At 53.5% G+C, this 25,156-nt stretch carries 19 protein-coding genes; 9 read left to right on the forward strand and 10 right to left on the reverse strand.

What is annotated here, in order from left to right:
• Positions 1-8: 8 nt before the first annotated feature.
• Entirely contained in the window at positions 9-2,372 is a 2,364-nt protein-coding gene (locus HBA55_RS01880; protein ID WP_166986244.1) for a TonB-dependent receptor, read from the reverse strand.
• A 383-nt stretch (positions 2,373-2,755) separates the two neighbouring features.
• On the opposite strand from HBA55_RS01880, the gene HBA55_RS01885 reads away from it, so the two are divergent.
• The 4 genes from HBA55_RS01885 (at position 2,756) to HBA55_RS01900 (ending at position 7,738) form a co-directional block, all read left to right on the forward strand.
• Entirely contained in the window at positions 2,756-3,970 is a 1,215-nt protein-coding gene (locus HBA55_RS01885; RefSeq protein WP_166986247.1) for an MFS transporter, read from the forward strand.
• A gap of 76 nt (positions 3,971-4,046) precedes the next feature.
• Positions 4,047-4,997, forward strand: a complete 951-nt coding sequence (gcvA, locus tag HBA55_RS01890) for a transcriptional regulator GcvA (protein ID WP_166986250.1) — start codon at positions 4,047-4,049, stop codon at positions 4,995-4,997.
• Between the two features lie 112 nt (positions 4,998-5,109).
• The gene (locus HBA55_RS01895) at positions 5,110-6,108 is read left to right on the forward strand and encodes a HalD/BesD family halogenase (RefSeq protein WP_166986253.1); all 999 of its coding nucleotides are present in this window, start codon (positions 5,110-5,112) and stop codon (positions 6,106-6,108) included.
• A 94-nt stretch (positions 6,109-6,202) separates the two neighbouring features.
• The gene (locus HBA55_RS01900; protein WP_166986256.1) at positions 6,203-7,738 is read left to right on the forward strand and encodes an AbgT family transporter; all 1,536 of its coding nucleotides are present in this window, start codon (positions 6,203-6,205) and stop codon (positions 7,736-7,738) included.
• A 77-nt stretch (positions 7,739-7,815) separates the two neighbouring features.
• Here the strand turns inward: HBA55_RS01900 and HBA55_RS01905 are convergent, their stop codons facing one another.
• The 4 genes from HBA55_RS01905 to HBA55_RS01920 are packed head-to-tail and all read right to left on the reverse strand — an operon-like array spanning position 7,816 to position 13,614.
• Entirely contained in the window at positions 7,816-10,311 is a 2,496-nt protein-coding gene (locus HBA55_RS01905; protein ID WP_166986259.1) for a TonB-dependent receptor, read from the reverse strand.
• A gap of 28 nt (positions 10,312-10,339) precedes the next feature.
• Entirely contained in the window at positions 10,340-11,341 is a 1,002-nt protein-coding gene (locus HBA55_RS01910) for an ornithine cyclodeaminase family protein (protein WP_166986262.1), read from the reverse strand.
• Positions 11,322-12,425 (reverse strand): YkvI family membrane protein, encoded by a 1,104-nt coding sequence (locus HBA55_RS01915; protein ID WP_166986265.1) that lies wholly within the window; start codon positions 12,423-12,425, stop codon positions 11,322-11,324. The genes HBA55_RS01910 and HBA55_RS01915 overlap by 20 nt, the downstream gene beginning before the upstream one ends.
• The gene (locus tag HBA55_RS01920; protein WP_206019483.1) at positions 12,415-13,614 is read right to left on the reverse strand and encodes an NAD(P)/FAD-dependent oxidoreductase; all 1,200 of its coding nucleotides are present in this window, start codon (positions 13,612-13,614) and stop codon (positions 12,415-12,417) included. The genes HBA55_RS01915 and HBA55_RS01920 overlap by 11 nt, the downstream gene beginning before the upstream one ends.
• A 214-nt stretch (positions 13,615-13,828) precedes the next feature.
• Here HBA55_RS01920 and HBA55_RS01925 point away from each other — a divergent pair, with 214 nt between their 5' ends.
• The 5 genes from HBA55_RS01925 (at position 13,829) to HBA55_RS01945 (ending at position 18,822) form a co-directional block, all read left to right on the forward strand.
• Positions 13,829-14,347: a MarR family winged helix-turn-helix transcriptional regulator gene (locus tag HBA55_RS01925; protein ID WP_166986269.1), complete on the forward strand. Its 519-nt coding sequence runs from the start codon at positions 13,829-13,831 to the stop codon at positions 14,345-14,347.
• 189 nt (positions 14,348-14,536) lie between these two features.
• Positions 14,537-14,992: a PilZ domain-containing protein gene (locus HBA55_RS01930; RefSeq protein WP_166986272.1), complete on the forward strand. Its 456-nt coding sequence runs from the start codon at positions 14,537-14,539 to the stop codon at positions 14,990-14,992.
• 497 nt (positions 14,993-15,489) lie between these two features.
• Entirely contained in the window at positions 15,490-15,945 is a 456-nt protein-coding gene (locus tag HBA55_RS01935; protein ID WP_166986275.1) for a helix-turn-helix domain-containing protein, read from the forward strand.
• Positions 15,946-15,951: 6 nt separating this feature from the next.
• Positions 15,952-17,202 (forward strand): HipA domain-containing protein, encoded by a 1,251-nt coding sequence (locus HBA55_RS01940; protein WP_166986278.1) that lies wholly within the window; start codon positions 15,952-15,954, stop codon positions 17,200-17,202.
• 462 nt (positions 17,203-17,664) lie between these two features.
• The gene (locus tag HBA55_RS01945) at positions 17,665-18,822 is read left to right on the forward strand and encodes a helix-turn-helix transcriptional regulator (protein WP_166986281.1); all 1,158 of its coding nucleotides are present in this window, start codon (positions 17,665-17,667) and stop codon (positions 18,820-18,822) included.
• A gap of 17 nt (positions 18,823-18,839) precedes the next feature.
• Here HBA55_RS01945 and HBA55_RS01950 read toward each other — a convergent pair whose 3' ends face one another.
• From HBA55_RS01950 to HBA55_RS01970, 5 genes are all read right to left on the reverse strand, one after another.
• Positions 18,840-20,027, reverse strand: a complete 1,188-nt coding sequence (locus tag HBA55_RS01950; RefSeq protein ID WP_206019484.1) for a cytochrome P450 — start codon at positions 20,025-20,027, stop codon at positions 18,840-18,842.
• 158 nt (positions 20,028-20,185) lie between these two features.
• Positions 20,186-21,415, reverse strand: a complete 1,230-nt coding sequence (locus HBA55_RS01955; RefSeq protein WP_166986284.1) for an acetyl-CoA C-acetyltransferase — start codon at positions 21,413-21,415, stop codon at positions 20,186-20,188.
• A gap of 10 nt (positions 21,416-21,425) precedes the next feature.
• Positions 21,426-22,562 carry an acyl-CoA dehydrogenase family protein gene (locus tag HBA55_RS01960; protein ID WP_166986287.1) on the reverse strand — a complete coding sequence of 379 codons (1,137 nt, stop codon included), beginning with the start codon at positions 22,560-22,562 and terminating at the stop codon, positions 21,426-21,428.
• 64 nt (positions 22,563-22,626) lie between these two features.
• Complete coding sequence (locus HBA55_RS01965) at positions 22,627-23,817, reverse strand: acyl-CoA dehydrogenase family protein (RefSeq protein WP_166986290.1); 1,191 nt, start codon at positions 23,815-23,817, stop codon at positions 22,627-22,629.
• Between the two features lie 50 nt (positions 23,818-23,867).
• Positions 23,868-25,121 carry a CaiB/BaiF CoA transferase family protein gene (locus HBA55_RS01970; protein ID WP_166986293.1) on the reverse strand — a complete coding sequence of 418 codons (1,254 nt, stop codon included), beginning with the start codon at positions 25,119-25,121 and terminating at the stop codon, positions 23,868-23,870.
• Positions 25,122-25,156: the final 35 nt, after the last annotated feature.

Raw genomic sequence — 25,156 nt, forward strand, 5'->3', positions numbered from 1 at the left:
GGTCTCTCTTATTCGAAGCTGTATTTCAGGCCCAGACCAATGGTTCTCGGACGCATAATGTAGGAGTAGATGTCACGCTGGGTCGAGTCCTGACGTGCGTACTTGGGGCCGCGCGTATTGGTGGGTGCCAATTCGTCTGTAAGGTTATCGGCAAACAGGCTGACACTGAAGTTGTCGCTGACCTCCCAGAATACAGAGGCGTTCAGCACACTGTAGCCATCAACCACCGTGAAGTTGTTGTTACTGTCGTTGATGTCCGTGGTTACCTCATCCACCCAGGAACCATTGAGGTTGAAGACCAGCTCCGAACCTCTGAGCATATGGGAGTATGTCAGAGACGCTGTCACCATGTGATCGGGTACGCCGGGCAGCTTGTCACCATCGAAGCCGACAATGCCGGAGGTGGTAAAATCACCGGTCAGTTTTGCATCGGTGTAGGCGTAGCCAAATGTACCTTGCAGGTTTTCGGTAAAGTGAACCGTGGATTCCATCTCCACACCACGAGATTGCGCGGTATCTCCGTTGGTCAAAATGGTGAAGCCGTTCACGGACGCTGTGGTCAGGATGACGTCATCCCAGTCAATCTGGAAGGCGGCGGCGGAAAACTGCACACGGTTATCGAACGCCGAACCTTTGGCACCAATTTCAAAGCTCAATGCCGTGTCGTTGGTGTAGGGCACCAGCTCCGCGGGCTCAGCCCAGGGACCCGCAGTCGGAATCCCGTTGGCACCACCGTTTCGGAAGCCCTGCGCCAGGGTGGTATAGAGCATAATGTCCGGTGTGATGTCGTAAGAGGTGTTGAACTTAAAGATACGGTCGTTAATGGTGTTTTCCTGGCTGGCACCGTAGATACCAAGAGCATCCACACCATCGTCAGAACACCAGGCGCCGCACAATGGCGAACGGTTAACCGTGTCGTTGCTGAACTCCTGCTCGAAGAAACGGGCACCGACGGTTACCTGCCACTGCTCAGTGATCTGGTAGGTCAGCTCGCCGAAAATCGCCTTGTCGATATTTTCGACTTTCTGGTTTAAGGAGTAGAACAGATCCGTCGGTTGACCCAGTGCCGCCAGAGTTGCCACCTGTGGCGCGTAGTAGTGATCCGTATCGGTGGCCCATTGATAGAAACCGCGGTGGTAGTCGTTGTTCAGCGCCTCGACTTCCTGCTTCAGGTAAAACGCGCCCAGAATCCAATTGAGATCACCGTCGCTGTTGGAAGTGAGGCGGAACTCCTGGGAAATGGTTTCCACATCTTTGAAGTATTCGCCGATCACCGCTTCGCGGGGAAAACCGTTGTAATAAAAGCCCGCCCAGTAACCTTCGTTGTAGTAAGCCGCGGATTGGTCGCCGATTAACTCAGACTCGCTCTCAAACATAGAGGTCGCGGAGGTCAGAGTGGCAAAACCCAGATCGGCTTCCACCTCGATATTGGTCAGGCTCAGTTCGCGGTCCGCGCCCTCACGAATCCGTTGTAAATGGGTGTGGTCACCCCCATCCGGATGTTCGTTATTGCTGACCTGCCTGTCGTCGATACTGTCTTCCTGTTGCTGGTGGCTGACCAGCAGACTCAACGTGTCGCTGATGTCCCACAGGTAGGTTAAGCGTGCGTGTTTGATCATCTCTCCGTTCGAACCGCTTTTGTGAGATTCCAGCGGTTGGCTGTTGACGTCGCCAGGGTCGATTCCGACCGGTTGATTGTTATCATCGAAGACTCGGAGTCTGGCGGCGTCGATAAAGCCCTGGTTATCCACATAGCCGACCACTGCTCTCAGAGCCATATCGTCATTCAAGGCGGCATTGATAACGGCAAAGGAATCAGAATTAATACCACTGCTCTCACCGGTGTGTGAAATGCGAGAGTGCATCTCGACATAGGACTGCTCGGTGTCCGGCTCTTTATTGATATAGCGAATCGTCCCACCCAGGGAACCTGAACCATACAGTGTGCCCTGCGGGCCTCTCAATACTTCCACACGTTCGATGTCTTTCAGGTAAACGTTGTAAAACAGAGGCGTTTCACCCACGTAAACCGATACCGTTGGTGCGGCTACCGTCGCGAAGTCGGTAAAACCCGAGCTGCTGGTATTGAGGCCGCGAATAATCAGACCGCTGTTAATACCGGAATCACGGGAGCCGGTATCGGTGTAGGCAAGACCGGGAACGGAATCAGCCAACTTGGAAAAGTCGGTGATGCCCTGGCGTTCCAGCGTTTCGGAAGTGGTCGCGGAAATATTGTAGGGAACATCCATGGTGGACTGGGCGCGCTTGGTCGCGGTCACCACAACCTCTTCGATTTGGAATGCCTGGGTCGTTGCAGACTGCAGTCCGGCAATCACAATCGCGTTTGCAAGATAATTTAACTTCGCCTTCATTCTTGATCTCTCCGTTATCGTTTTGAATCTATTGTTATCTCTGTGGGATCGAAATCCGGTGCTGGAGCGGCGCCGGTGACGTGATAAAAATATGACACGATCAACCGGCACCAACAACCGCCATCCAACCTCTGCCCAAACACCACCGGGACGAATAAAGTCAATATAAATCAAAGACTTGTAGAATCCGGTTTATATTATCTAACCGTCGACTTAGGTATTCTCAAGTATAATTCAAGGTGCTGGAGGCGCCTGGAACAGACCGATGAAAATAGCTCAACTGCACTGAAGTTTTCTCATGCATCTTGTGCGTGATAGACATAGGATGCACAGACAAAGGCATGTAAGCTTTGGAGCTAAATAATGCACAAGAGGTAGATTCTGTGAGTTCAGCCGAGACGATTAACAGACCTTCGGTCATGGTGGCATCGACACTCTATATCGGTGTGGCTTTTCTGGTTTACAACATGCTGCCTATTGTCTTGAAGTCCGCCGGTGACTCTCTTGGCATCAACGAGCAACAGATCGGCTATCTCGGCTCCATCTATATGGCTGGCTCGGCCATTTCCAACATTGTTGCTGTATTCTGGGTACGCCGCCTCAATTGGCGGACGACGGTGTTCTGCACCTCTCTGCTCGCCGCTGTGTGCTACTTTTTTGCCGGTACCGCTGACTATTCATCGCTGCTGGTGCTGTTTCTGGTGATTGGCTTGGCCAACTCCGCCATTGTCTCCTGCGTATTTACCTGCATGGGTGATACCCGCAATCCCGACCGCGCGTTTGGATATGGTATTGGCTCACAGGTAACCCTCGCGGGTATTGGCGCCTTCTGCCTGCCGGTGTTTATTATCCCCAGCTGGCAGTTTCAGGGAGTGGCTCTGTTTCTCTGCGCCTGTGCGTTGTTGACCTTGCCACTGGCCAAATGGATGCCGGCGGGAGGCGCCAAGAGCATCGTGGTAGATACCCACACCGCCGCGAAAAACGCCGTTTCCCGAATATCACCGTTAACCACTATGCTGTGGGGATTTGTCGGGCTGTTTATCTATTTCGCCGGGCAATCCGGTATTTGGGCCTTTTTTGGCCAAATCGGGGGTGAGGGTGGATTAAGTGACCAGCAATTGGGGCTGATTTTTGGCCCTACTCTGATTTTCAGTGCGGTAGGCGGCTTCCTCTCGGGATGGTTTTCCAAGCGTTACGATCGTCGCTTTCTGATTACCGGGGCGATTGCGCTTGGTATTGTTTCCCTGTTAATCCTATTAACCCCGTTCGGCATCAACTTCTGGATGTTTTCATTGGCGGTATTACTGTATTGCATTTCCTGGAACTTTGTAATGCCCTTTTTTATGACCATCATTATCGAAGGTGATATCAGTGGTCGCTTTGCCCCCCTGGTACCGGCCTGCCAGCTGTTTGGTTCTGTCGTCGGACCGGCGGCCTCCGGGCATCTGATTTTTGACGGCAGCTACCTCTATGTCTATCTATTCGCGATTGCTTCCGTTTCCCTGTGTGCCTTTATCTTTGTGACCTTGGATACACTCAGCGGCCGCAGCGAGCCGGACGTATTGAGTGGCGCCGAGCTGGAGGCACAGTCCGGCTGATATTGCTTTCGCGCCCAAATAGGTTAGCCTTGAAGTATCCCCATAATTCCAATTTTCTAACTTATGGCTCACTGAGATGAAGCGATATCTTCCCCCACTGAATTCCTTGCGGGCGTTTGAAGCAGCGGCACGCCACTGCAGCTTCCGCCACGCGGCAGAGGAGCTCAATGTCAGTCACTCCGCCATCAGTCACCAGATAAAACTGTTGGAATCCCAACTCGGGACCGAGCTGTTTCATCGCAGCGTTCGCTCCGTAGAGCTGTCTGACGCCGGTCAAATTTACTATCCCATTCTGCGCGATGCCTTTGACCGCATTGCTGATGGTACCGAGCGTGTGCGCGCCAATGTCCGCAGCACCGTGCTCACGGTTCAGGTCTATGTGACCTTTGCCGTGGGATGGTTGATTCCCCGGTTGATCGACTTCCAGAAGAGACATCCGGAAATCCAGGTGCATATCAACTCCTCCCATATCGATGCCGACTTTCAGCGCAGCGATGTGGATGTGTGCGTATTAATGGGTTACAAGGTACAGCCCGAAGTGCACTACGAGTACCTGTTTACCTCAGAAATTTTTCCGGTCTGCAGCCCAAAGCTGTTAGAAGAAGGACCTCGCCTGAAAAAACCTCAGGATCTGACCAACCATAATCTGCTTTACATCAATCACGCCGAACAAGACTGGCCCAATTGGTTTGAAGCGGCGGGTGTTCACAGTGAAAGTACTAACCAGGGTATTCGCTTTGACAGCTATTCCCTGGCTCTGGAGGCTGCCGTCGACGGCGCCGGCGTCGCCCTGGCCCTGCAACCGTTTGGCATGTCTGATGTGCGTGCCGGCCGTCTGGTTGAGCCGTTCGATATTAAAGCCCCCGCTTTTGGCGACTGGTACCTGGCGTATCGGGAAAATCGCCGTAACAGCGCCAAGGTCAAGGCGTTTCAAAAATGGCTGTTGGAACAAGTCAGTGAAGACCCCGACATGTCCATAAAAAGCCAGCAGGACGCGACCGATTCATCAAATTCAACCAGTGGGTGAATTTCTTGAACCAATGGTTGAGGGAAACTCGTTTGACCCCCAGGGCTATAACCCTAAAATCAGTAAGGAATAAAAACACTGTTACATAGCGAGAGATAAGAGGTTATTGCTTATGTTAGCTTCTCCACTGGCGTTCCCACTCGACCAACCCGCCGAATACGAAACCCTGACCAACGAACCTGTGTACGACCCTGGCGTGCACCTGGCATTGCAAAAACCGGACAATGTGGAATCTCTGGCAGACTTTGGCTACCCGCAAAGTGAAATTGACCAGTGCCCCAGCCCGGTTGCCGTCGCTGGTCCCTTTAGAGTTTTGTCTGATGAAGGCACCCGTGCAGTAAAACAAGTATTGGATCAACTGCGCTGTACCGCCGAATCAGATGAAGGCAATCGCGCCCCCAACTATCTGGCCGGCGGTGTCTACAAATCCCGTTTTTTGCGTGACCTCTGCCAATGCCCTGTCTTAATTCAGATGCTGTCTGAGGTGGCCGGTACTCAACTCGCCGTGCATTCGATTCCCCACCAACAGCTGTACGTTAACTTCGCGCCCGAAGATGTCAGCAAGGCGGTAGACAATTGGCATATCGATTCCATCGATTTCGATTGCGTGATTTTGTTGGAAGATCCTTCGACATTTGAGGGCGGACACTTCCAGTATTTCCGTGGCACCGATGAAGAAGCGGCAAAACTGTTTGATACCTCACCGGAACAACTGCCTCGGGGATTCCCCATTGAACTGCCCGAGGAGCGGGTGGCAACCGTGCAGAAGGAAAATCCTGGCGATGCCGTCTTTCAACAGGGCAGTCGGGTGGTGCACCGTGCGGAGAAGCTGCACCGCGCCGCCGACCGAACCACCCTGGTAATCAGCTATGTCAACAGCGATGTGAACTACCGGGACATGAACAACATCCAGGAGATGCTCAGCTGGCATCACCCCGGCACGGCACCGGAATTGGCGAGGCACTGCGCCTGGCGGGCCCAGACCCGCCTCTCTGAACTGACAGAGACTCTGTCGATTAAAACCACTGAAGCCGATGTGCTGAAACAGCTCAAATTTGCGGTCAAGGATGTGAACCATTTGATCGGGCTGTTGGATCAACGCCAGAAGTAAGCGCCTACATACAGGGAGCTGGCGTCGAGACAGCTCCCTTCAACCAACTCCCTTTAGCCTGTACACTGCCCGTACACGCTGAAGGGACCCATCGATGACCGATCACAATTCCTGGATATACCGCGCGCTGTTTACCATTGAGCGCGCGGGCAACCGCCTGCCCCACCCCACTCTCCTGTTTGTTTATCTCTGTGCCTTTGTGCTGCTGCTGTCTGCTTTTTGTGCATGGCTGGAGGTACAGGCCGTTCACCCGGTCAGTGGCAATACCATTGAGGCGGCCAACCTGATCAGCCGGGACGGGTTGCACCAAATGCTGTCCAAGGCCGTCACCAACTTTACCCACTTTGCCCCCGTGGGTACCGTACTGGTGGCAATTATGGGCATCGGCGTGGCGGAACACAGTGGTCTGATGGCGGCGGCCCTCAAGGCTTCGGTTCTAAAAGCCCCCCGCCGTCTGCTGAGTTTTATGGTGGTGCTGGTGGGTGTGCTGTCCAGTCTTGCCGCCGATACCGGTTATGTGGTGTTGATACCCCTGGCGGCCATTATCTTCCAGGCGGCGGGTCGGCATCCGGTACTGGGTATCGCTGCGGCGTTTGCCGGGGTGTCGGGTGGCTTTAGTGCCAACCTGCTGATTGGCCCCATCGACGCCTTATTGGCCGGTATTTCTACCGAAGCAGCCCAAATGGTGGCGGCGGATTACGAAGTAAACGCGGCCGGTAACTATTACTTTATTGTGGGTTCGACGCTGTTGATCGGCCTGATGGGAACTTGGGTGACTGAGAAGATCATCGCTCCGAGGCTGGAAAATGCCGAATACAGCCACGATCATGTCGACAGCGATTGGGATCACGAACTCAGCCAGGAAGAAAGAAAAGGCCTGCGGGCGGTAGGCATCTTCAGTCTGGTGTTTATCGGTTTGTTGTTGTGGGCCATTCTGCCCGAAGACGGCATTTTGCGGGATGATCAGGGCGGTGTTCTAAAATCACCCTTTATCAAAGGCATCGTGGTGATCATCGCCATTTACGGCGCCCTGGCCGGTTATGTGTTTGGTCGTGTGTCCGGTTCTTACGGTGATGCCAAAGACATGATTACCGGTATGGAAACCAGCATGGGCACCATGGCTTCGTATCTCGTGCTTATGTTTTTTGCCGCCCAATTTGTCAACTATTTTGGCTGGAGCCAGCTCGGTATTATCGCCGCGATCAGCGGCGCGGAATTGCTGCAGGCCTTACAGCTGAATCAGTCCCTGTTGCTGGTCGGGTTTGTGTTACTGGCCGCGATGCTGAATTTGCTGATTGGCAGTGCATCTGCCAAGTGGGCGCTGATTGCGCCGGTGTTTGTGCCCATGTTCTTTTTGACGGGCATCTCTCCAGAGGCCGCGCAGGTGGCTTATCGCATCGGCGACAGTTCCACCAATATCATTACACCGCTGATGCCTTACTTTGGTGTCGTGGTGGCGTTTGTACAGAAGTACGATAAAGACGCCGGTATCGGTACCATTATCGCAACCATGTTGCCTTATTCGGTGGCGTTTTTAGTGCTGTGGTCGCTGTTTTTGGTGGTATGGATTATGGCTGGGGTACCCTTGGGGCCGGGGGTTGAGACCTTTTTGCCTGCAGCGGCGAACTAACGACGCACTGCCGTCAATTCGGGGGAGCGACGGTGCTCCCCTTTTTATGCTTCAACGAATCCTTTCAGGTTTACCGATTAGAAATCAAAATCCATTGAAAACTGCAATCCATAGGTCCGGGCCGGCGTATAAGTTCTGAACTGATCACGTGGATTCTGATAGGCAATATCCACTCGATCAAACACATTGTCGGCAAATGCCACCAGACGCCAATCGACGCCTTCTACCCCCAGCTTCAGATTGACGCGGTGAATATCATCAGCTTCGGCCGTATTATCTTCATCCAGCCAACCGTCCTGCTTGGTGGTATAAAGTCCGTAGTAGAACAGGTTCAGGTCATCGAAACCTGACAATGGGTGACGATAAATCGCCTGCAGACTGGCCGTCCAGTCGTACACCAGAGGTACTTTGTTGCCTGCCAGGTCAATCGAGGCACCATTGCGAGAAGCCTCGAAGGTTTTGAACTCTGCATCCAGATAACCCAGGGTGGCGTTCAGTTCCAGGCCCTCCAGCGGCCGGGAGGCCAACTCTATTTCCACACCCCAGGTGTCCACATCCGCATTGGAAGCGCCAATCAGGTTGGTACCCGCCGGGAATGAAGGATCGTCCACGGCGATCACAGTATCGCGTCGTTCGTGATAAAAAGCCGCCAATCGCAGAGCGGTGGATCCATTGAAGAGCTGCAGGTTTGTACCAATCTCGTAACCAATGGACTTCTCTTCATCCAGCGGAAGGTCTTCCACCTTACCGGCATTTTCGTTGAAGCCGCCCGCCTTGAAGCCGGTTACCACTTTGCCGTAGAGGGTCATGTCCTCGTCCGGTCTGTAAGTGACGCCCGCTCCGGGAGACCAGCTTGAATAAACCACCGTGTCTTCAAATAAGCCGACAAGCTGAGACGTCGAGGTATCGATGGTCACACCGTCGTCGAGAAACACCTGATTCAACCCCAGCACATTGCGCAAAAAACCGTGACAAGCAAAGTCACAACCATCCACCAGCTGCGCGAAGTCTATGGATTTCTCGTCACGGGTATAGCGCAGACTTCCCCAGATATTCAGCTGATCGGTGGGGTCGTAGTTTGCTTCAATAAATACCGAGACCGACTCCAGTTCCTGATCATTGTTGGTATCGGCAAGAAATGACGCCCCCGATTCTCCAGAAAACCCATTGCCATCGGTCACGACAGGCAGATCGCTGCCGTCTTCCAGCGTGGCGCCTTCGACGCCAAATCCCGGCCCGATAAGATTTTGGCGAACTACCACGGGCAAGCCGGCGTAATCTCTCAGGAACACGTTAAACGCGTTGTCACCGCTGGTAAAATCTCCGCCCACGATACCGGGGAATATCCGCACCAGCTGGTCGGTGTCATACACCCGATCTTCCGCAAAGTAGTTAATCCCTGCAAGAAAGCTGAATGGGCCATCCAACTCGGAGGCAAACCTCAACTCCAGAAAGAAGCTGTCTTGTTCAATGTTACGGCGGTCGGTCTTGTCACCCAGAATGGAATGATCATTGTCGCGCTGCCCTTCAATGTCCATGGTACGGTAGCTGGCGATGCCGGTATAGGTACCCATATCCGTCGTATAGTTACCTTCGAGAATAACAATATCCTGTTCCACATCGAGAGAGTCCTTAAAGTCGCGGGCATTGTTACGCAGGTCATCCTCATCCAAACCGGTAATGGGTTCGGCGAGATCCACTGGCCCGAGACCGGGAATCGAGGCGATGGCAAAAGCGGCCCCGCCCGCTTCCGTATCGGTAATGACTGACGCCAGGCCACAGGCCGTGCAGCTCTTATCGGATGTTTCGAGGGTCAGAAGAAAATCCAGATCTTCACTGGCTTCCCACTTCAGGCGTATACGAGCTGCAGCGTTTTCCGATGCGTCCAGTTCTTGATCCAACACCGGGTTGTAATTGAAGCCACGATCCTGATCTTCATAAAGAACGGCAACTCGCATCAACAGACTCTCGTCCATCAGTGGCGTGTTGAACATCGCCTGTATCTCTTGGCGATCCAGATTGGCCACTTTCATATCCAGTCGCGCCAATGTCGCCGCTTCCGGGGCGGCGCTGGTAAAGTTGATGGCACCAGCCGCAGCGTTGCGTCCGTACAATCCTCCCTGCGGCCCCCTGAGCACTTCCACACTGGCAAGATCCATAAACTCGGGCAGCGCCGAAATCTGTCCGCCTACATAAACGCCGTCCCTGTACAGACCAAATGCCGGCTCATCGGAACGTAATGATCTGTTTACACCACGCAGGGTCACATTGGCGCTGACGCGATCATCACCCGGTTCGAAGGTGGTGCTGGGAATCACCTCCAAAACATCAAGAACATTGTTGATGCCGCTGTCCTGTAACGCATCCCCTGACAGCGCCGTCATGGCAATAGGTACATCCTGCAGGCGTTCATCACGCTTGCGGGCCGATACGACTATCTCCTCTAAAGGCTGGTACTCGGAATCGGTTTCCGCAGCTTGCACGCAGACACCGGTGCTGCCCAGCGTCGCAATCGCGCTGATAACTGCCGCGGCAATGGGAGATCGGTTTTTTATCGTGATCAGGTTTTTCATTATTCTCAACTCCTCGATAAACCCTGGACTACTCGTTGACCAGGGAAATGATTTGACCCAGCTGCTTATTCCGGGCTTCGTTATAGACGGCCTGAGCCGCCGCAAGGTCGTAGCCCACCAGACCGACGGACTTGTATACGGTTATCTCCTGGTCGGACGTGCGACCGGAATGCTGTCCCAGCAGCACCTCACCCACTTCTGCTTCAATGTGGCTGTTATCAATCGCACCCGCCTCAAGCGCACGCCGATAGTCTCCACCCTGTACCTGAACAGTTTCGCGGTGGTCTACAAAAAATCGGCTGCGACTCACTAGATCGATATCGATTTCGCTGGTGAAGGGCACACTGGAGCCAATGACATTGACGTGAGCACCGGACTTAAGCCATTCGTATCGAAGGATGGGTTCTGCCGCCGCAGTGGTGGTACAGACGATGTCTGCTTCGGCTACCGCCTGTTCCACCGAAGTCGCCGTTTCAATACGGACTCCTTTCAGGTCGGACCAGTGCGCTGCGAAGCGCTCCGATGAACCCTTGCTGTGCCCCCAAACCAGCACTCGGTCAAACAGAAAGAGATCCAGCAGTGCTGACAAATGTCCACTTGCCTGCTCCCCGGTCCCCAGTATCGCCAGGGTGTTGGAGTCCGTACGAGCCAACGCTTGCGTCGCCACTGCTGTCGCGCAGGGAGTGCGAATTGAGGTAATGGATCCCGCTTCAATCAGTGCGTCCACTTCACCGGTGTCATGGTTGAACAGTGTGCAAACGCCGCGATGATGGCTGCGCCCCTGTGCACCCACTTGCGGGAAGATCGACATTAACTTCATACCCAGAGCGCCGGGAGCACCCTTCTCCTGGGGACCAATGTATCCCGGCATCCAACCCATCATTCCCGGACCTGATGGTTGGCGAATCATCTGCCGCATGGGTTGAATCGCTTCGCCCTTTGACACTGCCTTCATTACTGAAGCCATGGTCTCCCGGCAGAGGGATTCCGTCAGTAATTCCTTGACCTGTTTATCGTTCAATATAAGCATGTTTCGTTTTCCAAAGTGAGAGGCATCCAATGGTTAACAGCGGCAATACGAACACCGCCAGAATCAAATAAGTCAGGGCTCCGTAGCCGTTGGCTATGAGGGCAACCAAACCAATCGCCTGCCCGACATAGACCGCGAATAACAGAATGACGACAGCCGACAGTGCCCGCAGTGGCGACGGAAATTGCTTGCCCATACGCGCGTATCCGGACGCAAGCCGCTCGTTCAGTGCGTGCACCATGGCCGCACCCGTCTCAACAAAAGTTCCGAAGATCACTACCTGAAAAATCAAATGAAACAGGGGCGACTCCAGTGCCGCCAGTATGGTGTTGACCGGCACGGCTTCCTGAGTAATATCAGGATAGAAACCCACCAGCAGAATGTAGAATAACAACCCGGGCAGCATTGCCAGCAAGCCACCCAGAAGACCGGCAACAATCGCTTCGTGTCTGCGGGTTAAGTGGCGAATGCAGAATAGAATGGTGGGTACCACCGCCAGGTTATAACCCGCAAACTCCAGTCCATTGATTATCCATCCTTCCGCAACAGGCGTTGACACAAGATTGTCGACGATGGAGTCTCCCCAGCGCTGAAGTCCCCAGAACAGGAATACTCCGTAGACCAGATAAAGCACCAGCGACCACCCGGCCAACACTCTCTCAATAGCGTCGCTGCCATGAAAAGTCAGAAACCCGATCAACCCCATCAAAATCAGAGAGCCCACCAGAGGAGGCAACCCCAGCGCGGCTTGGATCATTTCACCCGCTGCGTTTCCTATCACCGCCAATACCAACATCATCATGGCGAGATAGGCAGCTTCATAGATGACCCATCCCTTTCCCAACAGATGCTTAAAGAAAGTGCGATAGTCGTAGCTACGAGTCACCCGGGCAAACTCGAAGCTCAGAGCCAATACCAGACTCCAGACCGCAGTGCTGACCGCCATAGCCAACAAGCCGTTGATCGGGCCCATGGTAAGAAAGAACTCCACCAGTTCACGACCGGTCGCGTAGCCACCCGCAATAACCACGGACTGAAACATCAGTCCGGGTAGAAAATATAACGTAAAGATTCTACGCAACATGCGTCTCCACCCCCAGACGTGCGGGTGAGACTTCGGACTCCTTCAAACCCAGTCCGGCGATATCTTCAGGAACCCCTCGCCTGAGCGCCAGGGAAGCGGCGAGCCTGGCGGCCGCCGGCGAGGTTTGAATGCCGTAACCGCCCTGCCCGGCCAACCAGAAAAAACCGGGAGCATCCGCAGCGTAGCCGACCACTGGATTGCGATCAGCGACAAAATTTCGAAGCCCCGACCATGAGTGATCAACCTTGGTCACTTCCATGTCCAACGCGGTTTCGGCATAGTGTGCAGCATAAGCCACGTCAATTTCTTCCGGTTGCGAATCACTGGGTTGAGAAGGAGTTTCATCGGCGGGCGAAACCATGAGCTTGCCTGCATCGGGTTTAATATAAAATTGCTCCTCGAACTCAACCGTCATCGGCCAATTGTCGGGGGATTTACCCGCGGGCGGATCAACCAGAATGGCAGTTCGTCGAAGTGGTTGTAACGACAAGGGCTTTGTACCGGCGAGTCGGGCAATTTGGTCCGCCCAGGCTCCGGCGGCATTAATTACCACCGGGGCGAAATATCGATGCTCGCCGGAGGTAACCGTCCATATCCCGTCAGCGTACTCCATCTGATCAACCGATCGCTTCAGCGCCAGCGTCCCGCCGTTATTGCGGAAGCCTTTCAGGTAGCCCTCCTGCAGGCCGTGTACGTCAAGGTCGTACACGCGTTCTTCATAGATAGCTGCGCGCGTGTATTCGGGTCGCAGCGCGGGCATTCTTTTCTGAATGGCATCCTGATCCAGCAACTGCAGGTTTTTATTGACCAGCTGCATTTGCTCATATTTTTGCCGCAGCCCCTCCAGCTTATCTTCATGGGCAATAAACAAGACCCCCCTTGGATTGATGAGTGGATGCTCACTGAATCCGATAGGAGGATTTTCGAAAAAGGGTGCCGACGCTTCAGACAGTGCATACAGCGCCGGTTGTGAGCTGCCGTGCGACGCCGCAAATACCGCCGCCGACCTGCCTGTCGAATGCTGCCCGGGATGCTCTTCGCGCTCCAGAATAAGTACCTTTGCCGATTTCGACAGTTCATACCCCACCGAAACACCGGCGATTCCACCACCAATCACAATAAAATCAACCTGTTGCTGCATTTCCGCCATATCTTCTGCCAATACCCCGTCGTAAGACTTCAGCGTCATCCATCAACACAGACGCTGTTAATGCCAATTTGTTGATATAGAAACTAGTTGTTGAAACTTCAACATAATAAGTTTTACTTAAACACTGTTTCTTTGTCAACAAATTGTTTCAAATTCAACATTTTATTGACTTCATTCATTAGTCTTTGAGATCATGGCCACATTCACCTGAACCGATAAAATACTCAGAGAATCAATCAGTTAGTGTATTGAAATGAACCAAAAGAAGAGCCCGACAGCCGCTCCCCTACCACCCAAGAAGAGAGTGGACTTGACCGAGGAGACCAGCGCTGAACTCCATATCAGTTATCAGGTCACCTTGGTGGCCAACTTGATGGCATTTGGAAACAGCGCTGAGAATGTAAAGCGCTTCGGCCTTAATTTTCGAGAGTGGCGTGTACTGGGGGGCATCGGCCAGCTGGGCCCACGCACCGCGCGGCAACTTGTCGATGACATTCACCAGGACAAGGCCACCATCAGCCGGGCCATCACCGATCTCAGCCATAAGGGTCTAATTACCAAACTGCCCAATAAACTGCATAAACGCAGCCCTTTGATATGGATGACCGAAGAAGGGAAAGCTCTATATGATGAGATTCTGCCCGAATTTGCGCGGCAGGCTGAGCTGTTTACCGACGTGTTGTCGGAGAGTGAGAAAACGCAACTGTGCAATATTCTCGACAAACTGAAGGACCACATTGAAGACGTAAGGGTGAGGGAAGGCCTGGAATAAGCTTGATCGTTTAATCTTCACCTCCCGGCAGCAGCTGGAAGATCCCTGTGCCAGGAATCTCTACCGGCCACTTGCGTTCATTGGAGAAGCGATATAGGATTCGGAATGGCGCGCATTTCCACATCGACACGTAATGTTTGTGGTTCGCGAAAAGGGGAAAACCCAGATAATAATAAAAGAGAACTGGCTATGCTTCCGGACGACCCAAGCTCTCCCGATACTTTAGATGTGGTTGAAGACAATCTCCACGATCACCTACCCGAAACCAGCTATGAAGACGAACCCAGGCGGAATCAGCGCGTGGATGCTTTCTTGTTTGCTGAAACCAGGAGCGCTCATAGCGATACGGTAGTCTCCCTGATCAATAATCTCTCTTATTCGGGCCTGCAGATGGAGGCCGGGGCGGTCTTGGTCGACGCCCTGCAGTCCGAATGGCAGTCCACTGCGCAACCATCCCGCCTTATCGTCAGTTTTCATTTGGATATGCCCGAGGAGCCGTCATCCACTAACGAAGTCAAACTGCATGCCGAAGTGGTTTATATCCGCGACGCCAGCGATGAGATGTATCGAATTGGTGTTGAGATTGTTGAGATAGAAAGTGGTGCCGAGGCGTTGGTGCATTTTATTGAAGACGCCAAGTTGTAGTTCTGTAAGGTCTCCTTCCAAACGTACGTGCCGGAGGCAGAATAAAACCATTCCAACGATGTTGTACTTCTGGGAGAGTACTTGGGCGCCCTGCCCGTTCATACCTTTGGCGACAGACACCTGGGGTCTGTAGTGAATGATAAAGGTCCAGCACATGTTCTGTGCACCCATATAAAAGGTCTGGGCGATGACTCCGCCGCCATAGTGGCCATTGCTTAGCAGGCGACACAGGATCGTCCGGAGCGAGATGTCCTTCTCGTCGGTGGCGTACCCATTTAAAGCTATTAAGCCACTGCAATTCCGCTCTTACACCCACTTCCAACCGAATAAGTTAGATGCTATAGGGAAGATTTCCCTGCCAATTCACTCAAATCTCGAAAATAGATGCTATTGGGAAGAGTTTCCGTAAAACCAGCACAACGCACAAAATAGATGCTAACGGGAAGATCTAATGTATATAATGCCCACTCATGCACTACCACCACATATTTCGCCAGATGCAACCTACCCACGCCACAGGCAGCAACCCCCGCATTGTATCGCCCGCCGAGATAGGGGCTCTGGTGCGTCGTACTCGCAAAGCCTTGGGGCTTACCCAAGCACAGGTGGCCGGTTACTCCGGTTTCAGTGAGCGCTTTTTAGTGGAATTCGAAAACGGACGTACGACCGGTTCTATGTCGCGCATTCACGCGCTTCTGTTGCAGTTGAATATTCAGATTCTGGTGGGTGACCAGCCGTTGCGCCAGGTGGCTCCCGCCATCCGGCAAGCGCGTAAAGCGCTCAAGTTCACACAAGTGGACTGTGCCGGGTTTCTCGGCATGGGCTTATCTACGCTGAAAGCGATTGAAAAAGGGCATGAAGGCGTATCTCTTCTGAACCTATTTCGCGCCAGTGAAGGCTTGGGCCTTCACTGGCGTGTGGTGGACACAAAAAATAGGCAACAGGACCGCTGATCAACAATGGAAAAACTCTACGTATTGCGTGACAACTTCCCCATCGCGACAATTGAGAGCCATGATCGACAAACATGGCATTTCGCCTTTACCCGTCAGGGTATCGAAGCCGGCATTGAGATCTCAAACAGCTTTAGCATCGACGATGAGATTGATCAGAGCTGTGTCAAAAATTGGTTTTGTAACCTCCTTCCTGAGGGACAAAGTCGCGAGCGGCTGGTCGCCTCTGAGAGGATTGCCGACAACGATTTTGCGATTTTGAAACACATTGGCCTTGATTGCGCGGGCGCCCTTACGATTACCGAAACCATCCCCGCCGCCATGGGAAAAATACCTCGCAAGACTATTACCCGCAAGCAGCTTGAACAATGGTCGCGAGAGGATGCGCGGGTAGAATTAAACATTATTGCACAGGAAAAAACCCGCATGTCGCTCGCTGGTGCGCAACGCAAGTGGGCCGTTATCTTTGAGCAGGGTGAATACTACTTCCCCGGCGACGATGAACCCTCAACCCACATTATTAAAGCCGCCAACAATCACGCCATAATCTTAGGTGAAGTTTACATGAACACTCTGGCAGAGCTGTTCGGACTAACGGTTCCTCCTTGTCACATTGATCACGTTGGCAAGGGGCTGTTCTTTTGTATAGAACGCTATGATCGAGCGTTAAACAATGGCCAGATAACCCGCATTCATCAAGAAGACATGTGCCAGGTCCTGGGCCTGCCTGCCAGTAGAAAATATCAAGCTGATATGGGACCCACATTTGGCGAGTGCATTGCCGCCATCAAACGTTACAGTACGGTATCAGCGCCTATTATCGACGTGATACAAATGATACGCTGGCAGATCTTTAATGTGATCTGCGGCAATAGCGACGGCCACGCCAAGAACATTTCGTTATTGCAAAACCACGAAGGAAAGTGGCAACTCGCGCCTTTATACGATTTGGTTTCAACACAGACGTTACAGATTTATCGGGCTGATTTGGCCTTTTCAGTCGGCACCAACTTTATGCCGGGTTCTATTCGAGCATCGGACTGGCATGCCATGGCCGATGAGTGTGAGATAACGCGGCCGCAAATGGTTCGCGAAGTCAAACAGGCGCTTGTGAAACTCAATGAGCTCAATGCCTCCGACACCCTAAAGCATGCCTTGGAAACCCGTGGTGTTACCGAAGACTACTGGAACCGCTTGGAGCAAGTAAAACTTTATATCGAAAAACAGTGCAGACGCATTGATCGCCAACTGACATGACGCGCGATGTCCTCATTGGTTCCACTGTCAACAGGAATTTGCTCTCCTCCTGTTTGTCAATTGAAAAACTGCTCCGCTTTTAGAAAGGGTTTTTCCTGTTGGATGTCGGAAGAATCACTAAACTCCCCCTATATGAATTCCAATCTAGCAATCTCATGCATCCTAACCGGCGGGATGTAAAAGCAGAAGTTACGAATGGCTCTTTCTACCGCAGTTACATCATTCCTATTGAATTCATTTTAGTTTTCCCACCCGAATCAGGTGACAATTGAGTTTCATCTGTACCGGAGGAACCAACCATGAAATCGCCGTTGGGTTCAATCCCTATAGACGGAGTTGGTTACAGTATTATGGTCGTTATTGTCCATCATAGACGCGAATTACAATGGGTCCATATAATTATCATTGGATAAAATATGTTCTGAATATATACTGTATTCGAATAAAAAGACGGCCAGCCTAATGTCATTTAAAGATATCGACCAGTTCAGTGAAATCACCGCCTGCCTGTATCGCGGTACGCTGGAGCATCCCCCATGGAAAACGTTTCTCTCCAAATTTCGAAAAATGTTGAACTCCCAGTTGGCGGTATTGACACTTCGTCCCCCTTCCCCGGATGATCCGGGGTTACTGCTGTTGGATCGAGATGACGAGTCTGATATAGATTCGAATGCCAAGGCCTATGCAAACGAGTTCTATGCCTTTAACCCTTTCACTAATCTCCCGCCCGGGGAGGTGGTAACCCTGGATGAGCATGTTGATCATCGGGTCTTTTTTGAATCCGATTACTATCAGAATTTCCTGCACCCTGCGGGTGTACATCAGATTATGGGCTTGGAATTGGTGCTCCAGAATCAAGTGCACGCAAGTCTACATCTGACCCGAAGCGAAGAGATGCCCACTTTCAATGAGGAAGAGAAGCAAAAAGTCAGGCAATTGATAATCCACCTCGAGCACGCGCTTACCATTCATAGTGAGCTGAACAGCATCGAGTCTGAACGCAGTCTTTATGATCAGACCGTGGCAAGGTTGAATCTGGGTATTATCCTGATAGACAGCAAACTACGGGTGGTCAGGGTCAATGAAGTTGCGGAACAATTGCTCGATAATCGGCCCGACATCTCGATAAGGGATAACAAGCTGTCACTAGCGGATTACACGAAAAACAAACAGTTGCGAAACATACTTACGGCCGCCCTGGAAACGCAAAAGAGCGGTGAGCCCCATGTAACCCAAGCGCTTTGCCTCGACGATGATTATTCCGGCGGAGCGTTTCATTTGGTGATACGGCCTGCGCAAAGACTGGATTGGTCCGAGAATCAGGATGATCCCGCGATTGTCATTTCCCTAAGCGACCTGACTATCCACACCGATGCCTCCTTGAAACTGCTCAAACAATTGTTTCAGATAACTCCGGCGGAAGGCCGGGTAGCGTTAAAGCTCGCCAATGGATTGAGTCTGGATGAAGCCTGCGAAGCGCTCGACATCCGGCGGACAACAGCTAGAGCACACCTGAGATCCATTTACTCGAAAACCGGTGTCGCCCGACAAAATCAGCTGGTCAGCCTTATTTTAAGAAGTCTCGCCGCCCTGAGTGGGGCTGAGGGGCCATCTCAGTAAAGAGATGGCCATCAGTTCTATCGTTGGAACTGAATAGGCACCTTGATGAAACCACTGAGATGCTCACCGTAAGCGCGTTCGCATTCGTCCTCCAGAAGTTCATAGTCGCCCACCGCATCGAGCAGTTCTTCCAGAATCACGATCCCGCCCATTACCGCAAGGTGCATGCCCAGACAGACATGACCACCAATACCAAATGAGAGGTTGCGTTTGTTTTCACGATAGATGTCATATACATCGGGATTTTCGAACACCTCCTCGTCCCGATTGGCCGAAGCGTAGATCAACAACAGGTTCTGCCCCTCTCTGATCTGACTGCCGGACAGTTCAAAGTCTTTTGTGACACGGCGACACAACATATTGGTGGGTTGATCGTAGCGGCAGGTTTCCAGAAAGGCGTTCTTAATCAGGCTCCGATCGGCCAGCACAGCCTTTTTCTGCTCAGGATGTTTCGCCAAATAATAGATGGTACCACCACAGACCATAGGCGTGGTTTCCGAACCCACCACCAAAAAATTAAACAGTAAATGGGTCAGTGCTTCATCGTCGAGCTTGACGCCATCGATTTCGGCGCTCATATAGGTTGCGGTGTGGCCGCTGGCCAGATCAGGATTCTTGCGGATCCTGGCTACATAGTCGGCCAGGTAACCATAGAGCTCCCCCGCCGCCATCTGGTTTCGCTCGGAGCCACCGCCCTTTTGCCCAATATCTCGGTGCAACATTTCATCGATCAACTTACGCCAGGTGATGGCGTCCTCTTTGGGCAGCCCAAGGTTATATCCCGAGTTCAAACAGAATATGCGATTGGCCAGATCCTGGTAGACATCCAGCCTCCCCTGGGACAGCAGCGGCTCAAGCACCTCACAGGTCAAAGCGCGAAAGCGTTCGGTTTCGGCCTTGACCGCCGGTGGCGTATAGGTGTCACGCACCAGACCCCGCCAGCGGCGATGGTCGCGGCCGTCCATGGTGGTAAAGGCGTGGGGTACGGGGTCATCAAGCAGGACCTGACCAGGGGTTACACCACGGGTAAAGGTCATATCAGACTCGTGGTTGACACTCACCGTCCACACGTCTTCAAACTTCGTCAGGGCCCAAGCGTTGTATTGTTCGATAAAGTAAGGCTTGCCTTGTCTGCGCAACGCTGCGTAGACAGGTGTTGGGTCCTGCATGGCGGCATGAGAAAAAGGATCATAGTCGATAGTCATTGTTATTTCCTGCGGGTTAAGAGAACGCGAATTGCAACAAAGTTGGCTGTACAGTGAACATTATCCAGAGAGGAGAGCGGACGATTCTTCGTCAGATCTAACTAGTGGAAATCCAATTGCATCAAGGTTTGATCTATCTCAAGTAGAGACTTTCCACCTTACAGGCGCTCGATAATAGCCGCAGGTGCCATTCCGCCGCCGGTGCACATAGTCACCAGACCAAATTGCCGGTTACGACGCTCCAGCTCATCCAGAAGCGTGCCGACCAGGATGGCGCCGGTAGCGCCAATGGGATGCCCAAGGGCAATGGCGCCGCCGTTGACGTTGACTTTCTCGTGATCAACACGCAGATCTCGGATAAACTTTTCCACCACCGAGGCGAAGGCTTCATTGACTTCGAACAGATCGATGTCCTGAAGCTGAAGTCCCGCCTTGGCCAGTACCTTTTTCGTCGCGGGCACCACAGCGTTGAGCATTAAGGTCGGGCAATCTCCCATAGTTGCCGTGGCGACAACACGTGCCCGAGGTTTGAGTCCGCGAGATTTGGCGTAATCTGGCGACGCCAGCAGTACCGCCGCCGCTCCGTCCACGACACCGGATGAATTGCCGGCGTGGTGAACGTGGTTTATAGCCAGGTCGGGATACTTTTGCCGCATCAAACCAATGTTGGTAGTACCGGCCTCATTCAATGGGTAGCTGAGATCGGCAAAGGCGGGTTTGAGCTCGGCGAGCGCTTCAAGCGTTGTGCCGGGGCGGGGATATTCGTCCCGATCCAGTGCCAGGGTGCCGTCTTCTCTGAAAACCGGAATCAGGCTGTTGTCGAAGTATCCCTGCTCAATGGCGTGTGCAGCCCGTTGCTGGGACCGAAGCGCCAGCTGATCGAGCGCCGCTCGATCGATACCCTCCAGTGTAGCGATGGTATCGGCACACAGCCCCTGATGGGTTTGCGGGTGCATTTCCCGCAACCTCAGGTTATCCTGATCCATAGTTGCAAGACGGCCCGCCATTCGATCCCTGGCAGACATCTTTTCCGATCCTCCTCCGATCACCAGTTCTTCCATTCCCGCCATGATGTTCGCGACGGCGAAATTAAAGGCCGTCAGGCCCGAACCGCAGAAACGATCCAGGGTAACCCCGGCGGAGTGAACGTCATAGCCGGCATCCAGCGCAGCCATACGGCCAATATTCCCGGCCTGCTGCCCGCCCTGCGCACTGGTCCCCCAAATGATATCGTCGATATCGGCCGTATCTATGTCCGATCGCCGGGCCAGTGCCTTAAGCACAGTAGACCCGAGGTGATGGGGATGGATATCCACCAGCGCCCCCTTGTCAGCCTTGCCAATACCACGAGGTGTCCGGCAGGCATCAATAATCCATGCTTCGCTCATAGTTAACGACTCACTCTGCAAATTTGATAGAGGTTTCGGAATCACTGTCCAAGAGAAGACCGGCAATACGGCGCTCGAGGTATTCGGCGTCCCAGTGTTCGAGCTGCAGCTGCTTGGCGCGACGGTAATAAAGCTGTGGGTCGGCTTCGGTGGTAAACCCGATGCCGCCGTGAATCTGCAATCCGTCTTTGGTTGTGCGACGAATGGTTTCCCCCGCGTGCAATTTCGCCTGCGCCGCCAGCAACTGCCAGGCACAGCCGGCGCCCTGAGCCCAGGCCGCCTGGTAAGCCAGAGTCTTGCCGGCTTCCACTTCAACGGCCAGTTCCGCCATAGTATGTGACAGCGCCTGAAACTGCCCAATCGGTTTGCCAAACTGGACACGGGTTTTGGCGTACTCTGCGGTCGTATTCAGCATCTGCTCGGCGCTGCCGCTCGCCTGGGCCGACAGCGTTACTGCCGCAAAAGACATGGCTTCTTGCCAGAGTGGCCAGCTCTCGTCGCCCGCTGAAAACAGGGTCTCCACTTTCGCGTCGGTGAAGGTCAGCTGATAACTGGGGGAGGACGCAATATTCGCCTGGCGCCGAGCGTCAATGCCTTCCGAGTCTGCCGCAAGCAGTGCCAACACAATTTGACCGCTCCCCCGCTCACGGGCCAGGGTCAAGAAATGGGTGGCGGTGCAGGCATAGGGAACCAGCGTCTTGCTGCCGTTCAGGTGATTGTCAAAGCAATCCAGCGTAACGCCCCGCTCGTCATAACTGCCGCCTTCTTCCAGCTGTGCGCAGCTGATAACCACTTCTCCGCCGGCGATCAGAGGCAACCAGCGGGATTTTTGCTGCTCGGTGCCCAGAAGTTCTATGGCTCTGGCTGCCAGGATACTGCTGCTCAACAGCGGAGACGTGGACAGAGTTCTGCCCAGTTCCTCAAAAACAACCACCGCATCCAGCAAGCCCAGGCCGACACCACCGAAGTCTTCCGGAACCGTCAGTGCGGTCAGTCCCGACTCCACCAGAGCCTGCCAGAACGCCGGCGGATAACCCTGTTCGTTTTCCTCACAATCACGAACCGCCTCGAGCCCATAGTGTTGGTCACAGATGGCACGGGTGGTTTCACGCAACATGTTCTGTTCTTCGCTAAAATCCAAATCCATAAGAAAGTCTCTCTGATTTCATTTTGCCGTTCGTGTTCAGACCTTCGCTGCCAAGGTAACCACTTCAGCTCGGGTTGGGCAGCTGCAGGTGACGACGAGCGATAATGTTCTTTTGGATCTGCGATGTGCCGCCACCGATGGTATCGACCACAGTACCCCGCAGGGAATTTTCCCAGGCGCCATCGCCCACATTACCCGGCGCCGAATGGCTTAACAGGGCTTCGGGGCCCAGCAGGTCCATAGCCGCATTACTGATGTCCTGCCCCAGCTCCGTGGAGCACAACTTGCACATGGCCGACTCCACGGTCGGCACCCTGCCTTGGGCGGCCGCGCAAATCACCTTGCGTTGCAGTCCCTTTGCCGCCTCCACTCTGGTCGACAGACGGGCCAGCACTCGCTGCACGTGCTCATGCTGCGCCAGAGGCTTTCCATTTCGCTCGGTGTTTTTAAGCAGCTCCACCAGGGCATCCAGCTTCAATTTCACCGGACCGAAGGTGTAGAGCGCAAAACGTTCGTAGTCCAGAGCTTCGCAGATATAGCTCCAGCCTTTGTTGACTTCCCCGACCACATAATCGTCAGAAACCCACACGTCATCAAAGAACACTTCGTTGGTTCGATGAGCCGCCATCGTCTCGATCGCGCGCACGGTTATACCCTTCTGGTCAAGGGGAAGCATAAACAGTGTGATGCCCTTGTGTTTTGGCCCGGTACTGTCAGTACGCGCAGCCAACCAGTACCAGTCGGCGAAATTGGCCGACGTATTCCAGGTCTTCTGTCCGTTCAGACGCCATCCGTCGCCATCACGTTCGGCTTTCAGCTTCATGGAAGCCAGGTCTGAACCGGCTCCGGGTTCACTGTAGCCCAGCGCGAATTCCACCTCAGCGTTGAGAATCTTGGGCAGGAATTCCCGTTTCAGTTTGTCGGACCCGTGGTGCATCAGGGTTTTACCGATAATGCCCACGCCCTTGCCGATCAGTGGCGCGCCGACACTGGCGAGTTCCTCGTTGACCAGGTAATCGTAGATCCCCGGCAATTCCTTGCCGCCGTATTCACGGGGCCAGGTCAGACCGAGAAAACCCGCTTTGCCAAGCTGCCGGCAGAATTCACGTCGTTCCTCGCTGTCGGCCAGCTGTGCGTGCCCTTCCCGTTCCGGCGCCATGATTTCACTGGCATAGTCCTTTTCCGCTTCACGTTTTAAAAAATCCCTGACGCGTTCAATAAACGCCTGTTCTTCTTTCGTAAATTCAAAATTCATAAACTTAACTCCTATCAGGTTTTTGAAAAACGCAGTTTTTCTACAGCCTGCTATTGGCTTTGGAATGGAATTCCAAAAACGCCCTTCTGCTTCAGTCGTTCTATATCTTCTATGCCGTAACCCAGTAAATCCCCCAGAACAGTTTCATCGTGTTCCCCGGCCGTGGGAGCCCGTGCCGGAACCGGAAGGGATTCTCCGACGAAGTGCACCGGGAAAGGCAGCATGTCGGCGCCGTGGCGATCCGCTCTTAACCAGGGAAAACGCACCTGAAAGTGGGGATCGTTCGGCAGGGACCTGGGCGTGTTGACCGGCGCCAGGGCGGTGTTGTGTTTGTCACCAAACGCCATCCATTGCCCGGTGGTTTTGGTTCGAAAGATATCGCGTAGTATGGTCTGTAACTCTCGATTGCCGGTAGCATGGTCACCGTATTTCTGACCCGGCCAGCGCTCGTACAGATCCATCCGACCAATTCCCTCACAAAAATTGCGCCAGAACTCCTGCTCGGAAGCCATAAACAGAATGTAGCCATCCTGCGTCTGGTAATACTGGTAGCGAACCCCCCGTTCCATTCCCGCAGTACCGGGGGCCCGTCTCTCATAGTTATCGGTGCGGTTGCCCGTCACCTCCGACTCCGGCCGCTCGTAGGCCTTCCAGCCCTCACTGCGAATCCAGTCTGTATAGGCGGCGCCGTCGGCCTGGGCCACATCCAGGCAGGCGCCCTTGCCGCTGCTTTTGGCGCGCAGTAGCGCCGCGCATATGGCCATGGCGCCCATCATGGGGCCGGTATGGATTCCACTGGAGGGATGCTCGGGGATATAACAGAAGCCGTCGTCATCAACCGCGGGTTTGATCAACCCCGCCCAACTGTCGAAGGCCAGGCCATGAGCCGGCATGTTACGGTAGGGGCCGTTCATGCCGTAACCGGAAACACAGCAGTAAACCAGCGCGGGGTTAATGGCCTTCAGGTCATCGTAGCCGAGGCCTCTGCGGGCCAGGGCACCGGGACGCATGGCTTCGATCACCACATCGGACTTGCTGACCAGCGCTTTAAACACGTCTTTGGCTTCGGGCTGGCGCAGATCCAGCCGCAGGCTTTTCTTGCCGCGAGAGACATGATGATGCATCAGCGAGGCCCCCTCGATAATGGGCCAGGTCAGCTCGCGCACATAATCACCGGCTGGCGGTTCCACCTTAATCACTTCTGCACCGAGATCTGCCAGGTGCATCGCCGTGGCTCCCGGAGCCAGCAATGAACAATCTATGACCCGGATACCACTGAGTGGCGCACTTTCAGTTTCCGACATGAATCAACTCTCCAACTTTCAATGTTCCGACACCC

Origin of the sequence: Pseudomaricurvus alkylphenolicus (assembly GCF_011683955.1) — a bacterium.
Lineage (GTDB): Bacteria > Pseudomonadota > Gammaproteobacteria > Pseudomonadales > Cellvibrionaceae > Pseudomaricurvus > Pseudomaricurvus alkylphenolicus.

What these genes read in the sequence shown, in the direction of transcription:
- HBA55_RS01880 (WP_166986244.1), bottom strand. Translation starts at nt 2,372, where the DNA reads ATGAAGGCGAAGTTAAATTATCTTGCAAACGCGATTGTGATTGCCGGA.
- gcvA (WP_166986250.1), top strand. Translation starts at nt 4,047, where the DNA reads ATGAAGCGATATCTTCCCCCACTGAATTCCTTGCGGGCGTTTGAAGCA.
- HBA55_RS01895 (WP_166986253.1), top strand. Translation starts at nt 5,110, where the DNA reads ATGTTAGCTTCTCCACTGGCGTTCCCACTCGACCAACCCGCCGAATAC.
- HBA55_RS01900 (WP_166986256.1), top strand. Translation starts at nt 6,203, where the DNA reads ATGACCGATCACAATTCCTGGATATACCGCGCGCTGTTTACCATTGAG.
- HBA55_RS01905 (WP_166986259.1), bottom strand. Translation starts at nt 10,311, where the DNA reads ATGAAAAACCTGATCACGATAAAAAACCGATCTCCCATTGCCGCGGCA.
- HBA55_RS01910 (WP_166986262.1), bottom strand. Translation starts at nt 11,341, where the DNA reads ATGCTTATATTGAACGATAAACAGGTCAAGGAATTACTGACGGAATCC.
- HBA55_RS01915 (WP_166986265.1), bottom strand. Translation starts at nt 12,425, where the DNA reads ATGTTGCGTAGAATCTTTACGTTATATTTTCTACCCGGACTGATGTTT.
- HBA55_RS01920 (WP_206019483.1), bottom strand. Translation starts at nt 13,614, where the DNA reads ATGACGCTGAAGTCTTACGACGGGGTATTGGCAGAAGATATGGCGGAA.
- HBA55_RS01925 (WP_166986269.1), top strand. Translation starts at nt 13,829, where the DNA reads ATGAACCAAAAGAAGAGCCCGACAGCCGCTCCCCTACCACCCAAGAAG.
- HBA55_RS01930 (WP_166986272.1), top strand. Translation starts at nt 14,537, where the DNA reads ATGCTTCCGGACGACCCAAGCTCTCCCGATACTTTAGATGTGGTTGAA.
- HBA55_RS01935 (WP_166986275.1), top strand. Translation starts at nt 15,490, where the DNA reads ATGCAACCTACCCACGCCACAGGCAGCAACCCCCGCATTGTATCGCCC.
- HBA55_RS01940 (WP_166986278.1), top strand. Translation starts at nt 15,952, where the DNA reads ATGGAAAAACTCTACGTATTGCGTGACAACTTCCCCATCGCGACAATT.
- HBA55_RS01945 (WP_166986281.1), top strand. Translation starts at nt 17,665, where the DNA reads ATGTCATTTAAAGATATCGACCAGTTCAGTGAAATCACCGCCTGCCTG.
- HBA55_RS01950 (WP_206019484.1), bottom strand. Translation starts at nt 20,027, where the DNA reads ATGACTATCGACTATGATCCTTTTTCTCATGCCGCCATGCAGGACCCA.
- HBA55_RS01955 (WP_166986284.1), bottom strand. Translation starts at nt 21,415, where the DNA reads ATGAGCGAAGCATGGATTATTGATGCCTGCCGGACACCTCGTGGTATT.
- HBA55_RS01960 (WP_166986287.1), bottom strand. Translation starts at nt 22,562, where the DNA reads ATGGATTTGGATTTTAGCGAAGAACAGAACATGTTGCGTGAAACCACC.
- HBA55_RS01965 (WP_166986290.1), bottom strand. Translation starts at nt 23,817, where the DNA reads ATGAATTTTGAATTTACGAAAGAAGAACAGGCGTTTATTGAACGCGTC.
- HBA55_RS01970 (WP_166986293.1), bottom strand. Translation starts at nt 25,121, where the DNA reads ATGTCGGAAACTGAAAGTGCGCCACTCAGTGGTATCCGGGTCATAGAT.